General features: G+C 69.6%; 16 protein-coding genes and 1 tRNA gene. 9 read left to right on the forward strand and 8 right to left on the reverse strand.

Features of this window, described 5'->3' with window-relative positions; translation table 11 throughout:
* The 3 genes from ACFYY8_RS41755 to xerC all read left to right on the forward strand — a co-directional run.
* A partial coding sequence (locus ACFYY8_RS41755) for a replication initiator (RefSeq protein ID WP_390050638.1) occupies nucleotides 1-741 on the forward strand: 741 nt, incomplete at its 5' end.
* Complete coding sequence (locus ACFYY8_RS41760; RefSeq protein ID WP_390050639.1) at nucleotides 738-923, forward strand: helix-turn-helix transcriptional regulator; 186 nt, start codon at nucleotides 738-740, stop codon at nucleotides 921-923. The genes ACFYY8_RS41755 and ACFYY8_RS41760, both read left to right, overlap by 4 nt.
* Nucleotides 923-2,158: a tyrosine recombinase XerC gene (xerC, locus tag ACFYY8_RS41765; RefSeq protein WP_390050640.1), complete on the forward strand. Its 1,236-nt coding sequence runs from the start codon at nucleotides 923-925 to the stop codon at nucleotides 2,156-2,158. The genes ACFYY8_RS41760 and xerC overlap by 1 nt, the downstream gene beginning before the upstream one ends.
* A 59-nt stretch (nucleotides 2,159-2,217) precedes the next feature.
* Here the strand turns inward: xerC and ACFYY8_RS41770 are convergent, their stop codons facing one another.
* The 4 genes from ACFYY8_RS41770 to ACFYY8_RS41785 form a co-directional block, all read right to left on the reverse strand.
* Nucleotides 2,218-2,985, reverse strand: a complete 768-nt coding sequence (locus ACFYY8_RS41770) for a hypothetical protein (RefSeq protein ID WP_390050641.1) — start codon at nucleotides 2,983-2,985, stop codon at nucleotides 2,218-2,220.
* An 83-nt stretch (nucleotides 2,986-3,068) separates the two neighbouring features.
* Nucleotides 3,069-3,141: transfer RNA gene (locus ACFYY8_RS41775), tRNA-Arg, on the reverse strand.
* 109 nt (nucleotides 3,142-3,250) lie between these two features.
* Nucleotides 3,251-3,553 carry a metalloregulator ArsR/SmtB family transcription factor gene (locus ACFYY8_RS41780; RefSeq protein WP_352012871.1) on the reverse strand — a complete coding sequence of 101 codons (303 nt, stop codon included), beginning with the start codon at nucleotides 3,551-3,553 and terminating at the stop codon, nucleotides 3,251-3,253.
* 599 nt (nucleotides 3,554-4,152) lie between these two features.
* On the reverse strand, nucleotides 4,153-4,752 hold the full coding sequence (locus tag ACFYY8_RS41785) for a hypothetical protein (protein WP_390050642.1): 600 nt from the start codon (nucleotides 4,750-4,752) through the stop codon (nucleotides 4,153-4,155).
* 141 nt (nucleotides 4,753-4,893) lie between these two features.
* On the opposite strand from ACFYY8_RS41785, the gene ACFYY8_RS41790 reads away from it, so the two are divergent.
* Together ACFYY8_RS41790 and ACFYY8_RS41795 are read left to right on the forward strand one after the other, a co-directional pair.
* Complete coding sequence (locus ACFYY8_RS41790) at nucleotides 4,894-6,120, forward strand: sensor histidine kinase (protein ID WP_390050643.1); 1,227 nt, start codon at nucleotides 4,894-4,896, stop codon at nucleotides 6,118-6,120.
* A 205-nt stretch (nucleotides 6,121-6,325) separates the two neighbouring features.
* Nucleotides 6,326-6,967 (forward strand): response regulator, encoded by a 642-nt coding sequence (locus tag ACFYY8_RS41795; protein WP_390050644.1) that lies wholly within the window; start codon nucleotides 6,326-6,328, stop codon nucleotides 6,965-6,967.
* A gap of 867 nt (nucleotides 6,968-7,834) precedes the next feature.
* Here the strand turns inward: ACFYY8_RS41795 and ACFYY8_RS41800 are convergent.
* Nucleotides 7,835-9,136 carry a hypothetical protein gene (locus ACFYY8_RS41800; RefSeq protein ID WP_390050645.1) on the reverse strand — a complete coding sequence of 434 codons (1,302 nt, stop codon included), beginning with the start codon at nucleotides 9,134-9,136 and terminating at the stop codon, nucleotides 7,835-7,837.
* On the reverse strand, nucleotides 9,136-9,636 hold the full coding sequence (locus ACFYY8_RS41805; RefSeq protein WP_390050646.1) for a SigE family RNA polymerase sigma factor: 501 nt from the start codon (nucleotides 9,634-9,636) through the stop codon (nucleotides 9,136-9,138). Before ACFYY8_RS41805 ends, ACFYY8_RS41800 begins: the two co-directional genes overlap by 1 nt.
* 79 nt (nucleotides 9,637-9,715) lie before the next feature.
* Here ACFYY8_RS41805 and ACFYY8_RS41810 point away from each other — a divergent pair, with 79 nt between their 5' ends.
* The 3 genes from ACFYY8_RS41810 (at nucleotide 9,716) to ACFYY8_RS41820 (ending at nucleotide 13,025) form a co-directional block, all read left to right on the forward strand.
* On the forward strand, nucleotides 9,716-10,894 hold the full coding sequence (locus ACFYY8_RS41810) for an esterase-like activity of phytase family protein (protein WP_390050647.1): 1,179 nt from the start codon (nucleotides 9,716-9,718) through the stop codon (nucleotides 10,892-10,894).
* 192 nt (nucleotides 10,895-11,086) lie between these two features.
* Nucleotides 11,087-11,896 (forward strand): hypothetical protein, encoded by an 810-nt coding sequence (locus tag ACFYY8_RS41815; protein ID WP_390050648.1) that lies wholly within the window; start codon nucleotides 11,087-11,089, stop codon nucleotides 11,894-11,896.
* A gap of 379 nt (nucleotides 11,897-12,275) precedes the next feature.
* Nucleotides 12,276-13,025, forward strand: coding sequence for an SDR family NAD(P)-dependent oxidoreductase (locus ACFYY8_RS41820; RefSeq protein WP_390050649.1), 750 nt, complete (start codon nucleotides 12,276-12,278; stop codon nucleotides 13,023-13,025).
* 93 nt (nucleotides 13,026-13,118) lie between these two features.
* On the opposite strand, the gene ACFYY8_RS41825 is transcribed toward ACFYY8_RS41820, so the two are convergent.
* Together ACFYY8_RS41825 and ACFYY8_RS41830 are read right to left on the reverse strand one after the other, a co-directional pair.
* Nucleotides 13,119-13,541, reverse strand: coding sequence for a YjdF family protein (locus tag ACFYY8_RS41825; protein WP_390050650.1), 423 nt, complete (start codon nucleotides 13,539-13,541; stop codon nucleotides 13,119-13,121).
* 150 nt (nucleotides 13,542-13,691) lie between these two features.
* Complete coding sequence (locus ACFYY8_RS41830; RefSeq protein WP_390050651.1) at nucleotides 13,692-14,321, reverse strand: histidine phosphatase family protein; 630 nt, start codon at nucleotides 14,319-14,321, stop codon at nucleotides 13,692-13,694.
* A gap of 140 nt (nucleotides 14,322-14,461) precedes the next feature.
* Here ACFYY8_RS41830 and ACFYY8_RS41835 point away from each other — a divergent pair, with 140 nt between their 5' ends.
* Nucleotides 14,462-16,018 (forward strand): alpha/beta hydrolase, encoded by a 1,557-nt coding sequence (locus tag ACFYY8_RS41835; RefSeq protein ID WP_390050652.1) that lies wholly within the window; start codon nucleotides 14,462-14,464, stop codon nucleotides 16,016-16,018.
* Nucleotides 16,019-16,198 lie beyond the last annotated feature (180 nt).

The raw sequence follows: 16,198 nt of genomic DNA on the forward strand, positions 1-16,198 counted from the left end.
GCAGGCCTGACACTGCGGGAGCTGCGCGCCCAGTGCACGATCTCGTTTGCCAAGGTCGCCGAGTACCAGCGGCGCGGGGTGGTGCACTTCCACGCCGTCATCCGCCTCGACGGCCCCGACGGGCCCACCTTCCCGCCTCCGACCTGGGCCACCGCCGAGATGCTGGCCGACGCCGTACGGCACGCCGCCCACGCAGTCACCGCGACCACCCCCGCCACCGCCGACGAACCCGCCCGGACCCTGCGATGGGGGCGGCAGCTCGATGCTCGCGAGATCACCCTGGGCGGGGAGCTGTCGGACCAGGCGGTGGCTGGCTACATCGCCAAGTACGCCACCAAGGCCGCCGAATGCGTCGGCGCCCTCGACCGGCGCATCAACCCCCTCGACGACCTGGAAGCCTTCAACCTGCGCGACCACCCGCGCCGCCTCATCGCCGAATGCATGCGCCTGGGTGCCCTCGACGAATACGCCGACCTGCGGCTAACCCAGTGGGCCCACATGCTCGGGTTCCACGGCCACTTCTCCACCCGGTCCCGCCACTACTCCACCACCATGGGCGCCATCCGCGACGAACGCCGCGACCACGCCCGCCTGCCCCTGTTCGACGAGGACACCGTCCTTGTGATCTCTCACTGGGAGTACGCAGGCAAGGGTCTGTCCGCTGGAGATGCCCTGCTTGCTGCTCTCCTGAGTGGTGACCCGCCCTCACCCGCTTCACCAGACGGCGGAGGCGGCCGATGAAGACCGACGACATGCTGACGGTGCCCGAGGTGATGGCCAAGCTCAAGGTCAGCCGCTGGACCCTCTACAGCCTCCTCCGCTCCGGCGAACTGGCCTCCGTCGTGGTCGGCGTTCGCTGCCGCCGTATTCCGGAGTCCGCGCTGAGCGACTACGTGACCCGACTTCGCGAGGAGGCCGCCTGATGGGCAAGCGCTCGAACGGTGAGGGCTCGGTCTTCCCGTACAAGGACGGCTGGGCGGGCTACGTCTGGGTCACCACGCCGGAGGGCAAGAGGACCCGGAAGTGGGCCTACGGCAAGACCCGTGAGGAGACCCACGAGAAGTGGCTCAAGCTCCACGAGTTGGCGCGCAAGGGACCGGTGCCGACCAAGTACCCCACTCTTGCCGCCTACCTGACGCGCTGGCTCGCCGAGGTGATCGAGCCCAACCGGGAGCCGACGACCTACGTGGCCTACGAACCGCTGGTTCGGCTCTACATCATCCCCAGCCTGGGGAAGAAGCGCCTCGACAAGCTCACGGTCCGCGACGTGCAGATCTGGCTCAACACGCTTCCGACTCTGTTCACCTGCTGTGACCAGAAGAAGGACCACCGGCGCCCGGAGAGCAAGCGCCGGTGCTGCGCCGTCGGGAAGTGCTGCAAGGGGTATCCCTCCCGGAGCACGATCGCGAGCATCCGTCGTGTCCTCCGTTCCGCGCTGGGCAACGCCGTACGGGAAGAGTTGATCTCCAAGAACGTCGCGGCGCTGACCACCCTGCCCGCCGCCAGTAAGACGAAGAAGAAGCGACAGCGTGTGGTGTGGGGCGTCGACGAGGCACGACGGTTTCTCGAACACCTGCGGGCGATCGACGACCCGCTCTACGCGGCCTACGTGCTGATCCTCGTTCTGGGTCTGCGGCGGGGTGAGGTGCTCGGGCTGGCCTGGGACTGCGTCGACCTTGGTGGAGAGCAGCTGTGGATCTCCCGTCAGCTCAACCGGGTCCGTGGCGAGCTCCTTCACCGGGAAACGACCAAGACCGACGACTCGACGGCGTCGCTGCCGCTCCTCGGCCTGTGCATCACCGCCCTCAAGCACCGCCGGCACGTACAGCAGGACGCCCGTAAGGCCGCCGGAGAGAGGTGGCAGGACTCCGATCTCGTCTTCACCACGCGGAACGGCACGCCGATCGAGCCGCGCAACTTCAACCGGGCCTTCGAAGCGCACTGCCAGCGGGCGGGCGTGCCGACGATCCGTGTCCACGACACCCGGCACACCTGCGCCTCGCTCCTGGCCGCCCTTGACGTTCACCCGCGCGTCGCGATGCGCGTCCTGCGGCACTCGCAGATCTCGATGACCATGGATGTCTACACGCAGATCCCGTCGCCCGAGACGCGCAAGGCGCTCGATCGGCTGAATCAGCGGCTGGACGGAAGCATCTGATCAGGTTGCCGTGGAAGACACAGCGGAGGGCCTCCGGGAAAAATCAGGAAGGCCTTCCGCTATTCCTCAGGATGCCTCCAGAACTGGATCTTAAAGAAGTCCACTTCGTAGGCGTCGGCAGGGAAATCCGGTTCCCGGTCGTTCTTCAGGAACTTCGCCTGCACCCGGATCCGCCACGTCGTCTCTCGTCGCCCCAGATCGAAGAAAAGGCGGTCATCGAGTATCCCCCCTGTCTCATCCTCCAGGGGGTAGATGATGCCCGACGGCGAGGAGAGCTCTCCCTCCCATGATCGATGCCAGGACGCATCCACGGAAGGCGCTGCACTCCACAGTTCGAGACGTACATAACCTGTCTTCCATCGTCTGCCTCTGAAGCGGACGCTGTTGGAGCCGACATCGAGCCAATCCTGCCCCGGAGGACTGACCTCATGGCCCCATGGGACAGGCCCATCCGGGTGCCCTCCGTCAACGACCCCCTTGTCGAGCACGTAGAAGGATCCCTCCACCTTGTGCACCGCACTGGCCAGGAGTTTTCCCATGAAGACCACCTTCTCGGCCTTGAAAGGCGCATCGTCTCGGGCGGGTTCGTCTCTTCTCCCGATCACCCAAACAGACGGATGCGACAGTTTCCGGCGGACGGCTCGCGCTGCGCTCATGCCCTCCCTGTCCGACAGCGCGTATGGTGCGTTGCGGTCCAGAGATACGACATGCGCGACTCCGCTGCCGCCACCAGTCGCCTTCTCCTGCTCCGCGAGGCCGGCGACGCACCGGTCGAGCCCGGGAGATTCAGCTACCGGTCTCGTCCGGATGAGGGCGTACCGAACCACGGCTTACGGCGTTGCTGTATTGCGCTGCTGTACGGACATGAAAGAGGCCCTCCGGATGATCCCGGAGGGCCTCTGACCTGCTGCGCGGCCGAGAGGACTCGAACCCCTAACCTTCTGATCCGTAGTCAGATGCTCTATCCATTGAGCTACGGCCGCTTGCCTGTCGTTTTGGGCCTGGTGGCCTTGGCGACGGGGATAACTCTACCAGGCGTGGGTGGGTGCTCAGCCAAATAATCGGCTGTGGCACCGGAGGTCCCCAAAGTCCTCAGGGGGCGGTCTTGAGGATGGAGGACAGGACACCGGGGAAGCGGGCCTCCATCTCGGGGAGGCGGAGTTCGTGACGACGGAAGCTGCCCTCGGGGGTGACGCGTAGGAGCCCGGCCTCGCGTAAGACCTTCAGGTGATGGGAGAGCGTGGACATACTCACGGGGACGTCGAACTGGCCGCAGACCACGCCCCCGGCCTCGGCGAGCCGGCGGACGACCGTCAGGCGGACCTCGTCGGCCAGGGCGCTCAGCATCATGGGCAGTGTGATCGTCGAGACATCCGGGTGCTGGAGGGGACGCATATCCCGCATGGTACGCAGCGGGGCCTTGGTGAGCATGGTGCCGTTTTGACGGGTATGGATGCATCGGTGAACTCAGCGAAGCCCACCAGCACCATGGGCACGAAAAGACCAGGTCAGGAAGCCCCGTGACCCCCGAAACACGAGGCTTCCTGAGCTGCGGACCTCCGACGCGGAACCCTCCACGGGAACGAAGCCCCATGGACCTGTTTCCGCCCCGAAGCTCCTCGAAGGGAATGGCCTTCCGCGGAGGGCAGCTTCTGGCGAACGGAGTCCCCGAGGGAACAACCCGGGCCCTGGCCAACGGAACCCATCGAGCGAACGACTCCCCGGCCACCAGGTGAAGACACCCCTCGGCTCCCCCGGACAGAACTCCTCGGAAAACAACCAGGACCCCAGCCAACAGAACCCACCAAGGGAACGACTCCCCGACCACCAGCTGAGGACACCCCCACGGCTCCCCCGGACAGAACCCCTCGGAAAACAACCAGGACCCCAGCCAACAGAACCCATCAAGGGAACGACTCCCCGACCACCAGGTGAGGACGCCTGCGCGGTTCCCCCCGGACGGGCCCCGAGGAACAGCCCCCATGGGGGAACCTCTACCGAAGGGAGTGATCCGAAGGAACAGAGTTCTCCACCGGAGCCGGAGCCGGAGCCGAAGCCGGAGTCGCTTCCTTCTTGGGGAACAGGGTGTAGCTGAGGGGCCACAGGAGGGAGATGAGGACGATCCTCGGGAGGATGCTTCCGAACTCCAGCAGGCCGCTCGCCTTCGACCAGTCACCGACCAGCCAGCCCAGGCCGTACAGCACGACGGCGGCGATGGCGCAGGCCAGGACGGTGCGAAGCCACATCATCCATTCGTAGCGGGCCCTGGCCTTACCGCCGGGCGGGGGCTTCCAGGGCGGCGGCCCTCCGGCGAAGCGGTGGGCGAAGCGCTGGTCGGCCCACTTGAGGGTCCGATGGCCGAAGACGATCGAGTAGGCGAGGTAGCCCGCGGCCAGACCGTGGCGCCAGTCCGCCTCGGCGCCGCCGCGGATGTCGACCACCGAGGCGGCCAACAGGATCACGTCGAGCAACGGCACCCCGAGCAGCAGGGCCGTACTGAGACGTCGCATGCGCAGCAGGTAACGCGTCGCGAGACCGAGCCCGAGAAGAACCCAGAAGCCGATCTCGCAACCAATGATCACCGCCAGAACCATGGTTCAAGGATCGGCGCGCGCCCCCGGTTCGGGCATCGTCTGCGCTGACGAAGTCCGTGGCCCCGCCTACATCCTTGTGTGTACGACGAACCCGCCCGCCGCCGGATGAGCCACGGACCTCGGGATGATGGGATGGAACCCATGAGACGGGACGCCCTGTGGGCCGTGATCGCCCTGGTGATGGGGCTGATCCTGCTCGCCGCCGGAGCCTACAACCGCCAGCCGTTGTCGGTGGGCCTGGCGGAGCTCGTGCCCTTCCTTCCTCCGACCGTGCCCGTCCAGCTGCTCGTCGGCCCGTTGCTGCTCACCTGTCTCGGCGTGGCGGTACGGCGCAGCCATCCGGTGGGTGCCCTCACGCTGGGCACGACGGGGTTCACGCTGGACATGATCTTCGGCTACTCCCTGGGCACGATCATGGTGTTCACCGACAACCTCTACGCCGCCACCCTGTACGGCCCGGCCAGGCTGGGCAGGTGGCTGTTCGGCGTCATCTCGGCGCTGGCGGTCATCCTCGGCGCCTTGCTCGCGCTCCTCTCCCATGACCTGCGGGTCTTCGCGGTCACCGCGGCGCAGTTCGGCCTGATCGGCACCGCGCCGGTCGTCACCGCGCTCATCATCAGGCAGTTCAGGACGCAGGCCGAGCTTGAGCGGGCCAGGGCCGAGCAGGTCGCGCGGCTGGCCGAGCTCGACCGGCGAGAGGCGGTGGAGGCCGAACGGGCCAGGATGGCCCGTGAGCTGCACGACATGATCGCCAACCACTTCAGCGCGATCGCCATCCAGTCCACGGCGGTGCTCTCCCGCAAGGATCTCGACATGGCGACCGTCCGGGGCATCCTCGAGTCGGTCCGGGAGAACAGTGTCCAGGGCATGGCCGAGATGCGTTCCATGATCGGGCTGCTCAGGCAGAGCGGGGACGGGGAGAAGGCCGAGGCGATCCGGCGCCGGGTGGCGGAAGTGGACGAGCTGGCGACACGGGCGCGGGAGGCGGGCCTGGACGTGCGGCTGCGCGTTGAGGGCGAGCCCAGGGAACTGCCCGCCGCTGTCGATCTCGCCGGATACCGGATCATCCAGGAGTCCCTGACGAACGCCCTCAAACACGGCGAGGAGAAGGTCGACCTGGTGGTCGAGTACGGCGCCGGGACGATCATCCTGGTCGCCGACAACCCGGTGGGATCGGCCAGGAGGGCCTCCAGGCGGTACGGTTCCCCTGATCTGCCCAGCGCCGGGGCCGGGATCGTCGGAATGCGGGAGCGCGCGAGCCTGGTCGGCGGTTCCTTCGAGGCCGGGCCGTACGAGGAGGGCTGGCGGGTCCACGCCGAACTGCCGACCAAGGAGTCCTCGGTGCTACCTGGGGGGAGGGTGCTGTGACGGCTGCCAAGACCGAGCCGGCCCAGGACACGAGGCCACACCGAACCACCCAGTGGGAAGGCACTGTGACGATCCCCACGACCAGGCTGGACAAAACACACCGAACCGCCGATGTCACCCGAAGGAAGAGTGCCGTGGCGGCCTTCGGGGCCGGGGTGTGTGAGCGTCGGAGGGTGTGTACTGGGCCGTACGGGGGGAGGGTGCTGTGACGGTCAGGGTTCTGGTGGCCGACGACCACGCGGCGGTGCGCAGTGGGATCGTGCTGATCCTCGACGGCCACGACGACATCGAGGTGGTCGGTCAGGCCGAGGACGGCGAGCGGGCCGTGGCGATGGCCCGTGACCTGCGGCCCGACGTGGTGCTGATGGACATCAGGATGCCCAGACTCGACGGGATCTCCGCGACCCGCGCGCTGAGCGGGATCACGGACGTGTTGATCCTGACCACGTTCGACCTCGACGAGTACGTCTTCGGCGCGCTGCGGGCCGGGGCGGCCGGGTTCCTGCTCAAGAGCACCGACGCCGAGGGGTTGGTCGAGGCGGTGCGGGTGGTCGCGCGGGGGGACGGGCTGATCTCCCCGACGGTGACCCGGCGGCTGATCGCGGCCTTCAGGGGGGCGGTTCCCACGCGCGGGCCGGTCCCGGAGGTCGGCGGCCTGACGCCGCGCGAACGCGAGGTGCTGGCGTGCATCGGCCGGGGCCTGTCCAACGCGGAGATCGCCGTCGAACTGGACATGGCGGAGGCGACCACGAAGACCCACGTCAGCAGGCTGCTGAACAAACTGGGCCTGCGCAGCCGCGTCCAGGCCGCGATCCTCGCCCAGGAGCTGTCCCCCGACATCTCCTGACATTTACGGCACCGCCCCCTTTCGGCAAGGCACCACCCCTCCCAGTACGGCTTCGCCCCTCCCCAGCCGCGTCCTCATACTCCCGCCAGGCCGGTTGCCCCCTCTCCCGCGCCCACCCCACCCGTGACGATCATCCGGCCCGCGATGGTGACCGCCGACCACCCGGGCCCAATGAGAAGGACCGGGCGGCACGGAACACTCGTTCCCGATGGCCGTCCGGCCCCTTGTCGTGACCGCCCAACCCCGGTACGACGGCCACCCGGCCGCCATCGTGACCACCCAGTCCCCGTCACCGCCGTCCGGCCCTGGCAGGGGGAACCGGGCGACACCGGAACACTCGTTCCCGATGGTCGTCCGGCCTCGGCGCGGACGGAACACCGGCCATCGTGACCACCCCCAGTCCCTGTCACCGCCGTCCGGCCCCGGCAGGGGGAACCGGGCGACACAGGAGCACCCAGTCCCGATGGCCGTTCGACCTCGGCGCGGACGAAACGCCGGGCGGCGTCGGACCCCGTGCTCCCAGCCCTCCCATACGGACGAACTCCGGAAAGGACCGGGGACGACCGACCCGGCCCCCCGGCAGGGGGAACCGGGCGACATAGGAACACTCGTTCCCGATGGTCGTCCGGCCTCGGCGCGGACGGAACACCGGGCGGCGTCGGACCCCGTGCTCCCGGCCCTCCCATACGGACGAACTCCGGAAAGGACCGGGGACGACCGACCCGGCCCCCCAGCGGGGAGAACCGGAGCACCCGGCCCCGATGGCCGTCCGGCCTCGGGGCGGACAGGCCCAGGAGAGGACCGGGGACACCCCGCCCGGTTCCCGGTGGGGAGGGCCTGGCGACCGGGAAAGAGCGTGGTGACGGGTCAGGAGGTGGGGATGGCCAGGAGGTTGACGACGAGGTATCTCTCCGTCGTGCACTTCTCCTCGCACGTCGGCTCCGATGCGTCCGGCCCCTTCGGGATGATCCCCTTGGGGTTCGTGTAGAGGACCGAAGGGAGCGTGGAGGACCTGCCGACGCCGTACCAGCCCTGGTCCTTCGTGGTTCGCTCACCGAATCCCGCGGCCTCGCCGGTCTCCGGGTCGTAGAGGACCGACAGGCGGGGGTTCGGACCCTGGGCGGGGCCCAGGAAACCCGTCGTGAGCATGCGCAGAGGAGCCGCCGACGGACCGGAGAAGGCGGATGGGATCCTGCGGTCGCTTCCGTCGACACGTTGCACGATGTTTCCTTCCTTCGTCAGGCCGGAGCACCAGACGGGACCACACCGGAACTGCTCGGCTCCCTCCGGCGGGTTGACGGGGAGCGTCTGCCCTGTGGAGAGGTTGACCAGTTTCGTCTGGTTCCTGTCGTCGCGCAGGGAGACGTCGGACGCCCAGGGCCATGAGATCAGCGTGAGCCCCTCCGCCCCCGGAACCGGCTGGGGGGCGCCGCCCTCCAGTGGCATGCGATACACCCCGCCGCCGCGTACCGACCACACCAGGGAGTCCCGCGTGACGCCGAACCCCTCCACCTTGGCGAGCGCCCCCGTGACCTCGCCGACCTGCCTGGCCGTACCGCCTGTTCTGGGGGCCACCCAGAAGTCGGCCCACGTGTCGTCGTCCTGGACGTCGCCCCACCAGGCGATGGTGTCGGTCCCCACCTCGATCCTCTGGACGTAGTAGTTCCGCCTGCCCTCGGGCGAGGGTAGCCGGACGAGTGGCTCGCTGTGGCCCGTCGTCGTGTCGTAGGTGTCCAGCCTGGCCGCCCTCTCGAAGGAGGACTCGGCGATCAGCAGCAGCGTCGTCGGGCTCAGTGCCACCGCCGGCTGGTACGTCAGACCGTCCGCCGCTTTCGTCGGAATCCTGGACACCGCCTTGGGCCAGACCTCGGAGACGGGCCGCGGGATGGGCCTCCTGGAGACCTCGGCCGTGCCGGGGGCCTCGGAGGCACCCGCGAACACGCCGTTCTCCGGCTCGCCCCCGCCGGGAAGGACGCCTCTGATCACCCAAGGGCTTGTCGCGATCGCCACCACGGCCGCGCAGACGAGCGCCACCCGCGCCCTGTGGGAGCGCCGCCTGGCCTGGGTCCCCGCCCGGACCGCCCCGGCCAGGTCCCGGGTGAGGGCGGGCGCGTGGTCGGCGGCGTCGGCCAGCACACGGATCAGGTCCGCCTCGTTCCTGTCGTTCATCACAACGCCTCCGCCTTCACGGGGGTCATCCGGACTCTGAGCTTTTCGAGGGCGCGGAACGCCTGGCTGCGCACCGTGCCGCGGGAGATGCCGAGCAGGTCGGCGATCTCCTGGTCGGAGAGGTCCTCGTAGTACCGCAGGACCAGCACGGCCCGTTGTTTCGGCGGCAGGCCCCGCAGTTCGTCCCACAGGCCGGTTTCGTCCGGGTGGGTGTCGGCGTGGGCTCCCTCGGGAACAGCCGCGACCAGCCGTTCCCTGCGCAGTCTGCGCCAGATGCTGATGTGCAGCCGCGCCATGGTCGTACGGACATATCCCTCCGGATCATCTTTTTTCTTGATCCGTGGCCACGCGTTCCCCAAACGCATCAACGCCTCCTGGGTCAGGTCGGCCGCGTCCTCGGCGTTGCCGGTCAGGACGTATCCGTACCGGTACAACGCGTCCCCGCGCGCGGCGACGAAATCGGCGAATTCCACGTCCCAGGGACGTATGACCCCGTCCATCTGTTGCACCCCGGATTTCTTCTCCGTACGGCCCGCGGCGCACCACCGCGTGTTCACACGCGATGCCTAACGTGCCGCCATGAGACGACGCATGGCGATCACGGTCGGCGCCGCCGTACTGGCGCTGACGATGTCCACCCCCGCGGTGGCCGACCACCGGCCCGATCGCGGCAGGGCCGTACTGACGGGGTTCGCCTCGCTGCCGGCCCGGACGTTCGTGCCCGGCAGCGAGCCCTCGGGCGCCCAGCTCGGCACCGCGCCGGTCAACGGGGTGACCCCGCCGTTCCCCGGGCAGCCGGTGCAGGGCTTCAGCGGGGTCGTACGGCGTGGCGACGGCACCTTCGACGTGCTGTCGGACAACGGCTACGGCGCCAAGGCCAACAGCGCCGACTTCCTGCTTCGGGTCCACCGGATCAGGCCGGACCTCCGGCGGGGGACGGTCAGGGTGCTCGGCGGTTTCGACCTGAGCGACCCGGACGGCCGCGTGACCTGGCCGCTGACCCGCTCCGACCGGAAGCTGACCGGCGCCGACTTCGACGTCGAGTCGATCGTGCGGACCTCCGACGGGACCTACTGGATCGGCGACGAGTTCGGCCCGTTCCTGCTGCACTTCTCGGCCACCGGCAGGCTGCTTGAGACGCCGGTCCCGCTGCCCGGTGTCAGGGCGCCGGAGAACCCGTCCCTGAACGGCGAGCAGCCGAACCTGGCCTCCAGCAAGGGCTTCGAGGGCATGGCCCGTTCGGTCGACGGGCGCACCCTCTACCCGCTGCTTGAGGGGACCGTGGCGGGCGACCCCGCGGGGACGCTGCGGATCAACGAGTTCGACCTGCGCTCGCGCTCCTACACCGGCAGGCGGTGGACCTACCGGCTGGAGAGTCCGGGCAACGCGATCGGCGACATGATCGCGGTGGACGGGAACCGCTTCCTGGTCATCGAGCGGGACAACCTCCAGGGGGACGCGGCGGCGTTCAAGCGGATCTACCAGGTGGACCTGCGCGACGAGCGCAAGACCCTGGTCGCCGACCTGCTCGACCTGGCCAACCCGGCCGGGCTCGGCGGGTTCGGGGAGACCTTCCGCTTCCCGTTCCAGACCATCGAGGACGTGGTGATCCTCGACGACCGGACCCTGGGTGTGCTGAACGACAACAACTTCCCGTTCTCCGCGGGCCGTACTCCGGGCGAGCCCGACAACGACGAGTTCATCACCGTACGGCTGCCGCGCCCGCTGAGGGCCGACCCGCGCGTCCACCGTTCCTGACCTCGGCTTTCTCCTCCCCGGAATCGACAGGTCGATCCTGGGGAGGAGAATCCGGCCCGGTGGGTCATGCGACGTATGGCTCTCCCGTCTCCGCGAAGCCCCGCGCGGCGGATCGCGCGTTAGGTTGGCCATCGACGGTTCACCGCGTGGACATCGTGAGGACCACGAAGACGGGCCGGAGACGGTGGAGGAATGATGTGGGAAGAGCGGTTCGCCGAGTTGTCGGCCGTCGCCGCGCGCCAGAACGGGATGGTCACCGCGGCGCAGGCGGCCCGGGTCGACGTCGACGACCGGGGGCTCGCCCACTTCGCCGCCTCGGGACTGCTCGTCGAGCTTGACTGGTCGGTGTACCAGCTCGCGTGGTCGTCGACGGGGCCGCGCTACGCCTACCCCTACGCCGCCTGGCTGGCGCTGCTGCCCGAGCTCTACCGCTGGGAGCGGCCGCGTTCGGCCGACGAGGACGCCGTGCTCTCCCACGAGTCGGCCTGCCGCCTGCTGGGGCTCGGCTCGGTCGCGAGTCCTCTGACGATCTTCACCTCCCCCGAGACGCTTGAGGCGCCGCGGGCGGTGAAGATCCACCTCGCGCGTCTCACGCCGGAGGAGACGACCGTGGTCGAGGGGGTCCCGGTGACGACCCCGCACCGCACCGTCGTCGACCTGGTGGCCGACTGGACCGACCACGGCGACCTGCGCAGGGTCCTCATGGACGCCGTGCTGAAGGACCTCGTCGACCTGCGCGCGCTCCACGCCGACCTGGTCCCCCTGGCGGAGCGGCGCGAGTTCCCCGGCGACGGCGCCCGGTTCGTCGAGTACTTCATCCCGGACGTCGACCCGGCGGCCCTCTCCCCACGGAACCGGCGGGGTCACGCCGCCCTGGTCCACCCGGAGCGGATCGCCGCCGTCGAACCGAGGGTGACCCACATGCTCACGGAGGCCGGGGCCGTACCCGACGAGACCCTGAGCCGGGACATCGCCGCCGAGATCGTCTCCCGGGTGGGTTAGGCACCGGTTCGTCCGGATACAGCTCCCCCACAGCCGCCGCGGGAAGCGCTCCGCGCTGCCGTCACCGTACTGAACAGCCGTGTACGGCGCCGTAGCCGAGAGAAGTCCGCGGGCCCTCCCCGGCAGGAGGGGAGAGCCCGCGGGGTCCAGATGCCCGCCGCCCCTTTGTGCGAAACGCAAATTACATATATGGGGCGTCCGTTACAAGCCTAATTCGAACGGCCGTTGACAGTGCCCGAGGGGAGCGGAGTATGGAGGGGCGGGGTCAGGCGCCGCCCGCACCAACGCCGGACACCCGGGGTACCCCACCCCGGCGACGATCCTCCCCTGCCCCGATGCTTCGATGTCGCGAAGCAAACCAATCGGTTAAGGGGTTTTCATGGACCTGGGACTTGACGGCCGTACCGTGATCGTGACCGGAGCGTCGGGCGGCATCGGCCGGGAGGTCGCGCGGGGTTTCGCCGCCGAGGGTGCCGACGTGGTGCTCACCTATCGCAGCTCACCCGAGGAGGCCGGGCGGGTGGCCGAGGAGATCGGGGAACACGCCCTGGTCGTCCCCTACGAGCTTGGCGACTCCGATTCCGCCCGCGCCGTGGTCTCGGCCGCGCTCGACTGGACCGGCCGGATCGACGTGCTGGTCAACAACGCCCTCTTCACCTCGGGATGGGAGCCCGGCGAGTCGTTCGAGAAGGTCGGGGAGGACGCCTGGCGTGAGATGGTGCGGCGCAACGTCGAGGGCTACCTGGAGCTGAGCAGGCTGGTCACTCCGGGGATGCGCGAACGCCGTTTCGGACGCCTCGTGCACATCTCCAGTGGTCTCGTCGACGAGGGCATGGCCGGCGCGGAGTACTACGCGACGGCCAAGGCCGCGGTGCACGGGTTCAGCCGGTCCGCGGCCTTCAGCCTCGGCCGGGACGGCGACATCCTGTCCAACGTCGTACTGCCCGGCCTCACCGCGACCGCGCGCAACGAGGAGCGGATCGAACCGTTCAGCCGGCGCTACATCAACCTGACGGCCGTCGGCCGGCTGCTCGACGCCCGTGAGGTGGCCAACGCGGTCGTCTACCTCGGTTCGGCCGCCAACACCGGCATCACCGGCCAGACCATCTCCGTCACCGGCGGCGTCTGACCCGCGCGTCCCCGGCGGCGACACCCGAACCCGTCGGGGACGTCTGCTCGTGACAGGTGGCGAACCGGGGACGCGCCGAAACCGGCCCGCCGGTCAGGTGTCCCGGTGCCGTTCGACGCGTTTGCGCCTGGCGACCTCGCGCCTGTACTCGGCCAGTTCCCGCTTCCTCTCCCGCCGGTCGGTGGCCGCCTCACGCTTGCGGCCCTCCAACTCGATCCGCATCGCCTCCTGCGAGGCCGTACTCCTGGTGGAGACCCGGGCGGCCTGGCGGGCGGCGAGTTTGGCGGCGCGTTTGGGGTTGACCCGCCGCTCGGCGCGCTCCCCTGCCGGTACGGAAGGCGACTCCGCGGTCCGCGCGAGCAGCGCGCCACCGTGCCGCATCAGGAACTCGTACAGCTCCGGGTCGGTCGGCTCCGCGCCGAGGACGAACCGCGTCACCCGCAGTTCGTCGCCCTCGACCATCTCCAGGACACCGACCCAGAAGGGGCCCTCGTAGTAAACGGCCAGTGAGATCACAACGCCCTCCCAGGTGTATGCCGACGAACGGCCTGACGAGACCGTTTCCGGCACACCGGACATCCCTGGAGAGGGCGGTTACGAGAGCGACAATGCCCGGGCTACCAACCGGACCGCGTTTTCGTGTGCGGCCCCATGGTACGCCCCGGATCAGGTGTCGTTGAAGCGGGTGAGCGTCCACCGGGGCGGCGGCCACCGGCCCGGGTCCTCGTCGGTGACCCACTCCGTCACGGAGGCCGGGGAGACCTCCAGATCGAAGGGGCGGTAGGCGGGCAGCAGCCCGAACACGTTGAAGGAGACCTCGACCGTCTCCGCGTGGCCGACGACGATGACGGTCTCACCGCGATGGCGGTAGGCGAGGTCGGCGACGGTACGGCTGACGCGCGTCACCAGCTCGGCCCAGCTCTCGTTGCCCACCTGGAAGGGCCGGTGGACGCCGCCGCCGTCGGCGTGGAAACGCCGCAGGAACTCCTCACTCGGCAACCCGTCCCCCTCCGGCGGGAGGTGCCAGGTGCACAGCCCGCAGTCCTGGAACTCCTCGGAGAAGGGCAGGCCGCGAGCCGCCGAGATCGCGGTGGCCGTCTCGACCGCCCTGGGCAGGATCGAGGAGTAGACCGAGGCCCTGGCCTCCCCGATCTCGGCGGCGAGCCGCCTCCCGAGCCGTTCCGCCTGCTCCCTGCCGGTCTCGGTGAGTCCCCGGCAGCCCTTCGGGCCGCCTGTCACCCGCTCGTGCTTGTGCAGGGAGTCTCCATGTCTCACGAAAAGGACGCGGGTCCGCATGATCTCGATCATGCCAGCCGGCACGGGGCGAACAGGAGAGGAATGTCCATATGGTCGAGTTCCATCGACCATATGACCGATCATGATCGACCGCGCGGAACCTAGCTTCGGGAGTGATGACATCCGACAGGGGGCTTTCCGTGCGTGCACGAAAGATCGTCACAGTCGTCGCCGCGGGGGCGACGCTGCTGACGGGGATGGCGGTCACCGGCCAGGCGTCAGCGGACGTCCTGGACCTCACGGGGGCCGCCGGAACGTTCCACCGGCAGACACTCACCTGGCACGACTGCAGGACCGGGCCGGACGACGAGACCGGCGAGAAACTGGACGCGGCGGGGGCCCGGTGCGCCGAGGTCAAGGTCCCGCTGGACTACCGTAATCCCCGGGGACGGACCATCTCGGTGGCGATCTCCCGGATCAGGGCGACCGACCCGGCCAGGCGCAGGGGCGCCCTGCTGATCAACCCCGGTGGTCCCGGCGGGAGCGGGGTGCCCCAGGTGCTCCTGGCCGGTTACATGCCCGCCGTCGCGGCCCGCTACGACCTGATCGGGATGGACCCGCGCTTCGTCGGCCGCAACAGGCGGATCCGCTGTGGGTGGACGACCGACACCCCGACCCGGTCGGCCGGTCCGACCCGCCGCACCTTCGACGAGAGCGTGACCCTCATGAGGGAACTGGCGGACGGGTGCGCCCGGGAAGACCGTGACCTGCTGCCCCACGCCACGACCCGCAACACCGCCCGCGACATGGACGTCGTCCGCGAGGCCCTCGGCGAGCCCAGGCTGTCCTACCTCGGCTACTCCTACGGCACCTACCTGGGTGCCGTCTACACGCAGATGTTCGGCGCCCGCGCCGACCGGGTCGTGCTGGACAGCGCGGTCGGACCGGACGTCTACGGCCCCGACCTGCTGTCGGAGAACGGCCCGGCGATCGCCGCCGCGCTGCGGAACTGGGCGTCGTGGGCCGCCGCGCGCGACGCCGAGTACGGCCTGGGCACGACCGAGGCCGAGGTCCTGGCCACCGTGGAGCACGTCAACCGGGCCGCCACCCGGCGCCCGCTGCGGGTCGGCCCGTATCGGCTCGGCACCCAGCACGTTCCCTACCTGCTGTTCATCCGCCTCTACGACGACCGGCCCGAGGCGTACGCCGGCCTCGCCGCCGAGGTGCGGGTGCTGGCCGACGCCGCCCGGGGGAGAACGGTCACCGTCCCGGCGTCGTTGAAGGAGACGCTCGACGGCCTGTTCACCGGTTCGGGATCGGCGGAGGACCGGGCGGGGACCCCGATCATCTGCGCCGACAGGGCCGTCACCCGCGACCCGCAGTCCTACTTCCGCGACATCCAGGCCCACCGCGCCGACGAGCCGCTGTTCGGGCCGATGACCCGCAACGTCAGTCCCTGCTCCTTCTGGCCGACCGCACCGGTCGAGACGCCGACCAGGATCGGCAACGACGTCCCGCTGCTGGTCGTCGGCGCCACCGGCGACCCGGTGACCCCCTACCCCGGCCAACGGGCCATGCACCGGGCGTTGACCGGTTCCCGTATGGTCACATTGCGCGGCGCCTACCGTCACGGCGCCTACCTCGCGGCGGGCGACACCTGCGTCGACGCCACCGTCAACCGGTATCTGGTCGACGGTGTCCTGCCCGGGGGTGACACCGTCTGTGACAGGGACGGTGCCCCGGCCGGGCGACGGTGAGCCGTGCCCGCGTCCCACGGTGGTCCGGCACTCGTGGGACGCGGGCACCTTGACGTGTTCCGCGGACCCCCCCCCAGGGGGGGGGGCGCGGGACACCGCGCAGACCCTTGCCCCCCCGGGGCTAGCGACCCCGCGGGGGGGGCCCCCCGGGGGGGCGGCGGGCGTCGGCGGCCGGGAGGC

It is taken from the genome of Streptosporangium sp. NPDC001559, assembly GCF_042893955.1.
GTDB lineage: Bacteria > Actinomycetota > Actinomycetes > Streptosporangiales > Streptosporangiaceae > Streptosporangium.